Source organism: Acidimicrobiales bacterium (assembly GCA_035540975.1).
GTDB lineage: Bacteria > Actinomycetota > Acidimicrobiia > Acidimicrobiales.
Map to the genome: position 1 here is coordinate 1 of DATLFN010000001.1, position 9,436 is coordinate 9,436.

Sequence of the window (9,436 nt, forward strand, 5' to 3'; positions counted from 1 at the left end):
GTGTCGAGCTCGAGCGACACCACCTTGAAGTTGTTGGCGAACGAGTCGCCGGCCCCCACCTTCGACACCGTGTCGTTGACCCGGACGTTGGCGAGGACGCGGTCGCCCTCGGTGAACACGTCGAGCACCACCCGGGTGGCGGTGCTCGACGTGTTCACCGAGGGCGACCGCGTCCTCGCCAACGTCCGGGTCAACGACACGGTGTCGAAGGTGGGGGCCGGCGACTCGTTCGCCAACAACTTCAAGGTGGTGTCGCTCGAGCTCGACACCCGGTGCGGCAAGTTCCTCTACGGCGACGACCAGTTCCGCCTGTGCCGGGGCGAGGAGCTCCTCAAGTAGCCGGGTGAAGGTCCCTGCCGGGGGAGGGACCATCGGTACAGTGGGCGGCGTGAGTTCCTCCGCCGCCCACCGCCGCGTTGGCTGAGCGGATCCTGCTGGTGGGGATGATGGGGGCGGGCAAGACCACCGTCGGCCAGGCCCTGGCCCGCCGGCTCGGGGCCGCCTACTTCGACAGCGACCGCCAGGTCGAGCGGCGCACCGGACTCACCGTCCCCGAGATCTTCGCCGCACGCGGCGAGGCGGCGTTCCGGGCCGAGGAGCGCGAGGCGCTGGTGGAGGCGCTCGGTTCCGAGGGGCCGGTCGTGGTCTCCGTCGCCGGGGGCGCCGTGCTCGACGCCGACAACCGCCGGATGCTCCGCCAGGGCGGGACGGTGGTGTGGCTGCGGGCCGACGTCGAGACGCTGGCCGCCCGGGTGGGCGCCGGTGCCGGCCGGCCCCTGCTCGGCGGCGACCCGGCGGCCGCCCTGGCCCAGCTGTACGAGGTCCGCCGCCCCGTCTACGCCGAGGTGGCGGACGTGGTGGTCGACGTGGACGAGCTCACGCCCGACGAGGCCGTCGAGCGCATCCTGGCCGCGACCGGGGCGCGGGCGTGATCCGCGTCCCCGTCCCGCTGGGCGACCGCTCCTACGACGTCCTGGTCGGCCCCGGGGCGCGACACGAGCTGGCGGCCGTGCTTCCGTCGCACGCCCGGCGGGTGGCCCTCGTCACCCAGGAGGCGGTGCCCGTCGCCGTCGACCCGGGGCGGCCGGCCGAGACGATCGTGATCCCGCCCGGCGAGGAGGCCAAGGCGCTCTCCACCGTGGAGGACCTGTGCCGGGGGTTCGCCCGCGCCGGGCTGACCCGCCAGGACGCGGTGGTCGCGGTGGGCGGCGGCGTGGTGACCGACGCCGCCGGGTTCGCCGCCGCCGTCTACCACCGGGGCGTTGCCGTGGTGCACGTCGCCACCACGCTGCTCGCCCAGGTGGACGCCGCCATCGGCGGGAAGACGGGTGTCAACCTGCCCGAGGGCAAGAACCTGGTCGGCGCCTTCTGGCAGCCGGCGGCCGTGCTTTGCGACACCGACGTGCTGGCGTCGCTCCCCGAGCGGGAGTACCGCAGCGGGTGCGGCGAGATGGCGAAGTACCACTTCCTCGGCCGCCACAACGAGGACCTCGAGGCGCTGCCCCTCGACGAGCGGGTGGCCCGCTGCGTGGAGATCAAGGCGGCGTACGTCGTGGGCGACGAGCGGGAGACGGCGGGGGCGGCGACGGCGGCGGGCCGGCCCCGAGCGTGCCTCAACTACGGCCACACCCTGGCCCACGCCCTGGAGACGGCGGGCCGCTACGACCTCCGCCACGGCGAGGCGGTGGCCGTCGGGCTGCGCTTCGCCGCCCGCCTGGCGGCCCGCCTCGGGCGCATCGGGGACGAGCGGGTCCGCCGCCACGACGAGGTCGTCGACTCGTACGGCCTGCGCCGGCCCCTGCCCGAAGGGAGCGACCTCGCCGCCCTCGTCGAGCTCATGCGCCGGGACAAGAAGTCGCACGGGGGGCTCAGCTTCGTGCTCGACGGCCCGCACGGCGTGGAGCCCGTGCACGACGTGGCGACCGCCGACGTCGAGGCCACGCTCAAGGAGCTGCTCGCGTGAGATCGGGCCGTCCCGCGCGCCGGAACGTCGCGGAGCGCCCGTGACGGCTCCTCGGCCCACCGTGCTGGTCCTGTCCGGGCCGAACCTGAACCTGCTCGGGGAGCGCCAGCCCGAGATCTACGGGAAGCAGACGCTGGACGAGCACGTGGCCGCCGCCCGGGCTGCCGGCGAGGCGAGGGGGCTGGTCGTCGAGGACCTCCAGTCGAACTCCGAGGCGGAGCTGGTCGACGCCATCCAGGGAGCTCGCGGGCGGTGCCGGGCCATCGTCGTCAACGCCGGCGCCTTCACCCACTACGCCTGGTCGATCTCCGACGCCCTCGCCGCCTTCGAGGGGATCGTGGTGGAGCTGCACGTGTCGAACCCCAATGCCCGCGAACCGTGGCGGCACACCTCCGTCGTCGCCCCGGTGGCCGACGGAATGGTCGCCGGCTTCGGCGGGTTCGGGTACGAGCTGGCCATCGTGGCGGTGGCCCGGATGCTGGAGGACCGCAGCCCGTGACCGGCCCGGGAGGCCGGTCCATCGGCAACTCGCTGGGGTGCCATCACGAAGGGATGGTGCGCCAGTGATTCCACCGACCGTGGACCTGTCGACGCTCGCTCCCATGGACGTGGCCGGCCGCCTGCCCCGCCTCCGGGAGCGGCTGGGGGAGGCGGGCTGTGACGCCCTGCTCGTCACCAACCTGGCCAACGTCCGCTACCTCACCGGGTTCACCGGGTCGGCCGCCCTGCTCCTGGTGCTGCCCGACGAGCTGGTGCTCGCCACCGACGGCCGCTACCAGTTCCAGTCGGCCGAGCAGCTGGCGGCGGCGGGCGTCGACGCACGCATCGAGATCGGCAACGCGGCCGGACAGCGCCAGGCGCTGTCGGCGTCGGCCCGCTCCGTCGCCCGCCTCGGCCTGGAGGCGGCCAGCGTCACGTGGGCCCGGCAGCGGGCCTTCGCCGCCGAGTGGTTCGCCGACGCCGAGCTGGTGGCGACCGAGAACGTGGTCGAGGACCTGCGCCGGGTGAAGGACGACGGCGAGGTGGCCCGCATGGCGGCGGCGGCCGCCGTGTCCGACCAGGCCCTGGCCGCGGTCCGCCACCTCCTGGCCGAGGGGACCAGCGAGGCGGGCTTCGCCCTCGCCCTCGACTCCGAGATCCGCCGGCTGGGCGCCAGCGGCAACTCGTTCGACACCATCGTGGCGTCGGGGCCCAACGGCGCCAAGCCCCATGCCCGCCCCACCGACCGGGTCGTCGAGGCGGGCGAGCTGGTCGTGGTCGACTTCGGGGCGGTGGTGGACGGCTACTGCTCGGACATGACCCGCACGCTGTGCGTGGGCCCGCCCCGCTCGGCCGTGCTCGAGCGCATGGTGGAGGTGGTGGCCGCCAGCCAGGCCGCCGGCGTCGCCGCCGTCCGTGCCGGCCGCAGGGCGGTGGACGTGGACGCCACCTGTCGCGAGGTCATCGCGGCGGCCGGCTGGGCCGACGCCTTCCTCCACTCGACCGGCCACGGGGTGGGCCTCGACATCCACGAGGCCCCCTCGGTCTCGGCGGTGTCCGGTGATACCTTGGCGACCGGTTACGTCGTCACCGTCGAGCCGGGCGTCTACCTCCCCGACCACGGCGGCGTCCGCATCGAGGACACGGTCGTCGTCACCGAGGACGGCTGCCGCCCGCTCACGCTCGCCCCGAAGGACCTGATCATCCAGTGACCGTCTCCACCAACGACCTCCGCAACGGCATGACCCTGAACCTTCCCGAGGGGCTGTACTCGGTGGTCGAGTTCCAGCACGTCAAGCCGGGCAAGGGCGGCGCCTTCGTGCGCACCAAGCTGAAGAACGTGCGCACCGGCGCCGTGATCGACCGCACCTACCGGGCCGACGAGAAGCTCGAGCAGGCGATGATCGACAAGAAGGAGATGCAGTACCTGTACCGGGACGGCGACCACTACGTCTTCATGGACAACGTGTCGTACGACCAGTCGAACGTCGACGCCTCCGCCCTGGGCGACGCCGAGCGCTTCTTGAAGGAGGGCGACACCGTCGTGCTCCAGATGTACGGCTCGGAGCTGGTCGGCGTCGACCTGCCGGCCGCCGTCGAGCTCACCGTCGCCACCACCGAACCCGGCGTGCAGGGCGACCGGGTGTCGGGCGCCCGCAAGGCGGCCACCATGGAGACCGGCGTGGTCGTGCAGGTCCCGCTGTTCGTCAACGAGGGCGACCGGCTGCGCATCGACACCCGCACCGGCGAGTACCTCACCCGCGTGAACACTTGAGGCGACCCCGGCGGGAGCCTCGCCGGTGAACGTCGGGTCGCGGCGGGAGGCGCGGGAGCGGGCGCTGTCGCTGCTGTACGAGGCGGAGGTCAAGGACCTGGTTCCGGCGGCCCTCCTGGCCGAGTTGCCGCTTCAGCCCGAGCCGTTCGTGGCCGATCTGGTACAGGGTGTGGGGGAGAACCGGGCGCGCATCGACGAGCTGGTCGGTCGCTTCGCCATCGGCTGGACCCTCGACCGCATGCCCGTCGTCGACCGCAACGTCCTCCGCCTCGCCGTCTACGAGCTCCTCGAGCGTCCTGACGTCCCCCTCGGCGCCGTCATCGACGAGGCCGTGGAGCTCGCCAAGCGGTACTCGACCGACGAGTCCGGACGGTTCGTCAACGGCGTCCTCTCCGGGATCGCCGCCGAGGTCCGACCCGGCTGACCCGCCCGGGCGGGGCGGCGCCGCCCGCCGCCGCCCCGAGCCCGGCCTGCTGGCCGTGGTGGCGGCCATGCTGCTGCCGGTCGCCTTCTCGTCCGAGCTGTACCACTCGTTCTGGGCGCCGAAGGCGGCCGTGGCCCTTCTGCTCCTCGGTCCCGGTCTGGTCGCCGTGGCCCGGCTCGCCCGGGGCGGCGAGCTCGCCGCCCGGCTGGCGGTCCTGTTCCTCGGCGCCGCGACCGCGGCGACCGCCGCGTCCCGGCTCCCGATGGCGACCCTCGTCGGCGGCGCAAACTGGGGGACGGGGCTGCTTTTCGTCGCCGCCCTGGTGGCGGCGTGGGGGCTGGGCGCCACCGCCGGGCCCGCGCAGCGCCGCCAGATGGCGACCGCGGTCGTGGCCGGCGCCCTGGTGAACGCGGCGGTGGCCTGGCTCCAGGCGGCGGAGATGGTTCCGCCGGCGCTCGACAGCCCCGGCCGGTCGTCGGGCCTGATGGGCAACCCCGTCCACCTCGGCGCCCTGGTCGCCGGTGGCCTGTGGCTGGTCTGCTGCCGCAGCGCCGAGCGCCGGCTCCTGGGCTGGTGGACGGGTGCCGTCGCCCTGCTGGCGGGCGCCGCCCAGCTCTCCGGCGGCCGGTCGGCGCTCGGCCTCACCGTGCTCGTCCTGGCCGCCGCCGTGCGCCGCTCGGGCTGGCGCCGTGCCGTCGTCGTACTCGCCGCCTCGGGCGTCGGCATGTTCGCCGCCTCGGCGTGGGCCGCCGACTCGGCGGTCACCGCCTCCGACCGCACCGTCGGCGCGCCCACCCGCCAGCTCGACGTGCGGGGCGGCCTGTGGCGCATGGGCGCCGAGGCGACGCTGGAGCGCCCCGTCCTCGGATGGGGCCCGGGCCGCTTCCTGGAGGCGACCGGTCACCGCACGACTCCCGAGGTCAGCGAGGGCGGGGTGAACGTGGCGGCCGACGCCCACAACTGGGTGGTCGAGTACGCCACGACGACGGGACTGCTCGGCCTCGGCCTCCTCGCCGCCTGGCTGCTCGCCTCGGTCCGCCGCCGGACCGGTCCGCTGCTCGGCTTCGCCGCCGTGGCCGCCCTGTTCACCCTCTTCGAGCCCCAGTCCGTCGGCCTCACCCCACTCGCCCTGCTCGCCCTGGGCGCCTCGTACCGTCGGTCCCCGGGCGGCGCCGACGCGCCGCCCGCCCTCGGGTGGCGGGTCGTCTCCGCTCTCGGTCTGGCCGCGTCGGTGGCGGCGGCCGGCGTCCTCCTGGTGGGCGAGGCCGGGTTGCGGCAGGCGACCCTCGACACGTCGCCGCCGCGCTATGCCGAGGCCGCCGCGCTGCTCCCGGCCTGGCCCGAGGTGTCCCAGGCCGGCTCCCGCATCGAGGCGTTCCACGGCCTCCACGACGAGGCTCACGCGCGCAAGGCGGTGGCGCTGGCCCGCCAGGCCACCCGGCGCGACCCCACGTCGGCCGACGCCTGGGCGAACCTGGCCACGCTGGAGCTGAAGTGGGGGAGCGACGCCGCCGCCCGGCACGCCGCCGAGCGCGCCCTCGACCGCAACCCCTGGAGCGCCGGCGCCCTGCTCGTGCGCGCCGTGTCGGCGGAGCGGGCCGGCGATGCCTCCACGAGCGACGACAGCTGCCGCCGCCTGGAGGTGCTCGGCAAGTACCCGCCGGTGTGCGGGGGACCTGCTACCGTCGGTCCCTGACCGTGAAGCGGGTCCCGAGAGGCTCGCACGGACAGGAAGGAAGCGGCATGGCCGTGGTGAATGGCCGAACGTGAACGTGCGCTGACGCCCCCTCGTGGGGGCGTTTTCGTCGCCAAGGCCCAGGTGATGTCGGCGGACGACCTGCGGCGGGCGGTGACCCGCATCGCCCACGAGGTCCTGGAGCGCAACCACGGCGTGGAAGGCGTGGTGCTGGTCGGCCTCCAGACGGGGGGCGTCCCCCTGGCCCGCAAGCTGGCCGCCGAGATCGAGCGCATCGAGGGGACGGCCGTCCCCGTCGGCACCCTCGACGCCACGTTCTACCGGGACGACATCGGCCTGCGCCCGCTGCTCCCCGAGGCCGTCACCGACATCAGCTTCGACCTCGACGGCCTGACCGTGGTGCTGGTGGACGACGTGCTGTTCACCGGGCGCACGGTGCGGGCCGCCCTCAACGCCCTGAACGACTACGGGCGGCCCCGGGCCGTGCAGCTGGCCGTCCTGGTCGACCGGGGCCACCGCGAGCTCCCGATCCGTCCCGACTACGTGGGGAAGAACCTGCCGACGGCGCGCGACGAGCTGGTGGACGTGAGCGAGTCGGGCGTCCGGCTCGGGACGGTGCGGCGTTGAGCCGCCACCTGCTGTCGGTGGGCGACCTCGGCGCCGACGGCATCGACGAGATCCTCCGGGTCACCGACTCGTTCGTGGAGGTCAGCTCGCGCGCCATCCCGCGGGTGCCCGCCCTGCGGGGCAAGACGGTGGTGTCGCTCTTCTACGAGGACTCCACCCGCACCCGCCTGTCGTTCGAGACGGCGGCCAAGCGGCTGTCGGCCGACACCATGACGTTCGGGGTGTCGTCGTCGTCGGTGAGCAAGGGTGAGTCGCTGCGCGACACGGTCGAGACCATCGAGGCCATGGGGGTCGACGCCATGGTCGTGCGCCACTCGTCGGCCGGCGTCCCCCGCCAGATCGCCGGGTGGGTCGACGCGTCGGTGGTCAACGCCGGCGACGGCTGGCACGAGCACCCCACCCAGGCCCTGCTCGACTGCTACACCATCCGCCAGCGGCGGGGCCGGGTCGAGGGCCTGCGCATCGCCCTGGTGGGCGACGTGGCCCACAGCCGGGTGGCCCGCTCCGACGTCGCCGCCTTCACGCTGCTCGGCGCCGACGTCACGCTGGTCGCCCCGCCCACCCTCCTCCCGCCCAGCCTGGCCGGGTGGCCGGTGACGGTGAGCCACGACCTCGACGAGGTCATCCCCAAGGTGGACGTCGTCTACGTGCTGCGCATCCAGAAGGAGCGCATCACCGACGCTCTCTTCCCGTCCCTGCGGGAGTACACCGCCACCTACGGCCTGACGCGGCGGCGGGCCGCCCTGCTGGCCGACGACGCGCTGGTGATGCACCCGGGGCCGATGAACCGGGGCGTGGAGATCGCCGCCGAGGCGGCCGACCTCCCCAACGCGGTGATCACCGACCAGGTCGCCAACGGCGTCGCCGTGCGCATGGCCGTCCTCTACCTCCTCCTCGGATCGGGAGCCTCGCTTGCCGATTGACCGCCCGTCCACGCTGGTGATCCGGGGCGGCACGGTGGTGGACGCCACCGGGTCGCGCCGCGCCGACGTCCTCGTGCGCGACGGCGTGGTCGCCGCCGTGGCCGAGTCGGTGGACGCACCGGCCGGTGCCACCGTGCTGGACGCCGGCGGCGCCGTCGTGGCCCCCGGCCTGGTGGACCTCCACACCCACCTGCGCGAGCCGGGCCGGGAGGAGGCGGAGACGGTGGAGACGGGGGCGCGCGCCGCCGCCCTGGGCGGGTTCACCGCCGTCGTCGCCATGCCCAACACCGACCCCCCCATCGACAGCGCGGCGGTCGTCCGCCAGGTGCGGGACCTCGGCGCCACCGCGGTGTGCGACGTGCGGGTGGCGGGGGCCATCACCGTCGCCCGGGCGGGGGAGCGGCTGGCGCCCCTGGCCGAGATGGCGGCGCTGGGCGTGCGCATCTTCACCGACGACGGGGACGGCGTGCAGGACAGCCGGCTCATGCGCCGGGCCCTGGAGTACGCCTCGGCCCTCGGCGTCACCCTGGCCCAGCACTGCGAGGACGAGGCCCTGGCCGCCGGTGGGCACATGCACGAGGGCGAGTGGTCCAGCCGGCTCGGCATCCCGGGCATCCCGGCCGAGGCCGAGGAGGTCATGGTGATGCGCGACATCGCCCTGTCCCGCCTCACCGGCGGCTGCGTGCACTTCCAGCACCTCTCCACGGCCGGGTCGCTGGCCCTGGTGGCGGCGGCCAGGGCGGGCGGCCTGCCCGTCACCGCCGAGGTCACGCCCCACCACTTCACGCTGACCGCCGCCGACGTGGCCGGCTACGACCCGGTGTTCAAGGTGAACCCGCCGCTGCGGGGGCCGGAGGACGTGGCGGCCGTGCGGGCGGCGCTGGCCGGCGGCACGGTGGACGCCATCGCCACCGACCACGCCCCCCACGCCCAGGAGGCCAAGGAGGCGCCGTTCGACCAGGCGCCCCCGGGCATGCTGGGCCTGGAGACGGCGCTGGCCCTGGCGCTGACCGAGCTGGACCTGCCCGTCGAGCGGGTCCTAGCCTACCTGTCGTGGCAGCCCGCCGCGGTGGCGGGCCTCACCGGCCAGCACGGCGGGCCGGTGGCCGAGGGGACGCCCGCCAACCTGGTGGTGCTCGACCCCGCCGAGGCGTGGGTCGTCGACCCCGCCCGCCTGGCCAGCCGCAGCCGCAACACTCCCTACGCCAACCGCAAGCTCACCGGACGCGTCCGCCACACGGTCCTGCGGGGCGAGCCCGTGGTGGTCGACGCCGAGGCCCGGCGATGACCCGGCACGGTTCCCGCACCAGGAATCGACCGCTGGCGGTCGATTCCTGGTGCGAGAAGCGGGAGAGGACGGCATGACCGAGGCGTTGCTGGTGCTGGCCGACGGCACCACGTTCGAGGGCGAGGCGTTCGGGGCCGAGCCGCCCGGCGGCGTCACCACCGGCGAGGCGGTGTTCAACACGGTGATGACCGGCTACCAGGAGGTCGTCACCGACCCGTCGTACGCCGGCCAGGTCATCGCCTTCACCTACCCGCACATCGG

The 9,436-nt window shown here is 74.7% G+C and carries 12 protein-coding genes; all 12 read left to right on the top strand.

The features are described from left to right. The first annotated feature begins 135 nt into the window (after window positions 1-135). Complete coding sequence (locus tag VM242_00005; GenBank protein ID HVM03531.1) at window positions 136-339, top strand: hypothetical protein; 204 nt, start codon at window positions 136-138, stop codon at window positions 337-339. Window positions 340-416: 77 nt separating this feature from the next. After that, window positions 417-932 carry a shikimate kinase gene (locus VM242_00010; GenBank protein HVM03532.1) on the top strand — a complete coding sequence of 172 codons (516 nt, stop codon included), beginning with the start codon at window positions 417-419 and terminating at the stop codon, window positions 930-932. Further along, window positions 929-1,963, top strand: a complete 1,035-nt coding sequence (locus VM242_00015; GenBank protein ID HVM03533.1) for a 3-dehydroquinate synthase family protein — start codon at window positions 929-931, stop codon at window positions 1,961-1,963. Before VM242_00010 ends, VM242_00015 begins: the two co-directional genes overlap by 4 nt. A gap of 40 nt (window positions 1,964-2,003) precedes the next feature. Then, window positions 2,004-2,462, top strand: a complete 459-nt coding sequence (locus VM242_00020; protein HVM03534.1) for a type II 3-dehydroquinate dehydratase — start codon at window positions 2,004-2,006, stop codon at window positions 2,460-2,462. A gap of 64 nt (window positions 2,463-2,526) precedes the next feature. After that, a complete protein-coding gene (locus VM242_00025) occupies window positions 2,527-3,654 on the top strand; it encodes a Xaa-Pro peptidase family protein (protein ID HVM03535.1) in 1,128 nt (375 codons plus the stop codon). Continuing rightward, on the top strand, window positions 3,651-4,217 hold the full coding sequence (gene efp / locus VM242_00030) for an elongation factor P (protein HVM03536.1): 567 nt from the start codon (window positions 3,651-3,653) through the stop codon (window positions 4,215-4,217). Before VM242_00025 ends, efp begins: the two co-directional genes overlap by 4 nt. Before the next feature lie 25 nt (window positions 4,218-4,242). Further along, window positions 4,243-4,641: a transcription antitermination factor NusB gene (nusB, locus tag VM242_00035; protein ID HVM03537.1), complete on the top strand. Its 399-nt coding sequence runs from the start codon at window positions 4,243-4,245 to the stop codon at window positions 4,639-4,641. Between the two features lie 67 nt (window positions 4,642-4,708). Further along, complete coding sequence (locus VM242_00040) at window positions 4,709-6,337, top strand: O-antigen ligase family protein (protein ID HVM03538.1); 1,629 nt, start codon at window positions 4,709-4,711, stop codon at window positions 6,335-6,337. A gap of 126 nt (window positions 6,338-6,463) precedes the next feature. Further along, complete coding sequence (gene pyrR / locus VM242_00045) at window positions 6,464-6,964, top strand: bifunctional pyr operon transcriptional regulator/uracil phosphoribosyltransferase PyrR (GenBank protein ID HVM03539.1); 501 nt, start codon at window positions 6,464-6,466, stop codon at window positions 6,962-6,964. Further along, window positions 6,961-7,887, top strand: coding sequence for an aspartate carbamoyltransferase catalytic subunit (locus tag VM242_00050; GenBank protein ID HVM03540.1), 927 nt, complete (start codon window positions 6,961-6,963; stop codon window positions 7,885-7,887). Before pyrR ends, VM242_00050 begins: the two co-directional genes overlap by 4 nt. Further along, window positions 7,877-9,175 carry a dihydroorotase gene (locus tag VM242_00055; GenBank protein HVM03541.1) on the top strand — a complete coding sequence of 433 codons (1,299 nt, stop codon included), beginning with the start codon at window positions 7,877-7,879 and terminating at the stop codon, window positions 9,173-9,175. Before VM242_00050 ends, VM242_00055 begins: the two co-directional genes overlap by 11 nt. 73 nt (window positions 9,176-9,248) lie before the next feature. Then, window positions 9,249-9,436, top strand: a 188-nt coding sequence (locus VM242_00060; GenBank protein HVM03542.1) for a carbamoyl-phosphate synthase domain-containing protein, incomplete at its 3' end; no start/stop codon positions are given.

What these genes read in the sequence shown, in the direction of transcription:
- VM242_00040 (HVM03538.1), top strand. Translation starts at nt 4,709, where the DNA reads ATGCTGCTGCCGGTCGCCTTCTCGTCCGAGCTGTACCACTCGTTCTGG.
- pyrR (HVM03539.1), top strand. Translation starts at nt 6,464, where the DNA reads ATGTCGGCGGACGACCTGCGGCGGGCGGTGACCCGCATCGCCCACGAG.